Annotated in this window: 1 protein-coding gene; it reads right to left on the reverse strand. The window is 35.6% G+C overall.

Annotated elements, in window-relative coordinates; all coding sequences use genetic code 11:
• Positions 1–23 precede the first annotated feature (23 nt).
• A partial coding sequence (locus AAEY98_RS22550; RefSeq protein ID WP_351019856.1) for a 3-alpha domain-containing protein occupies positions 24–250 on the reverse strand: 227 nt, incomplete at its 5' end.

Genomic DNA, 250 nt, shown 5'->3' on the forward strand with positions numbered 1-250 from the left:
CCTCTATAAATAACAATTTACGCTTAACTTAGTTCATTTTTAATACAAAGCTTCTTTTTAATTTTAGTTTGCCACTCAAGAGCAAGCTCCGGCAATTCGAGTGCTGCTAATAATACACTTTCATAATCTGGATATTTTTTATCAAAAAAAGCCTGGAACAGTTTTTTTACTGATATGTCGTGCGAGGCTTTCTTCTCGATAACAACACTATCACCCGTTGTTGCAACGCCCTGCTCTAGTACCCTAAAAT

It is taken from the genome of Shewanella sp. AC91-MNA-CIBAN-0169 (assembly GCF_040310165.1).
In the GTDB taxonomy this organism is placed as follows: Bacteria; Pseudomonadota; Gammaproteobacteria; order Enterobacterales; family Shewanellaceae; genus Shewanella.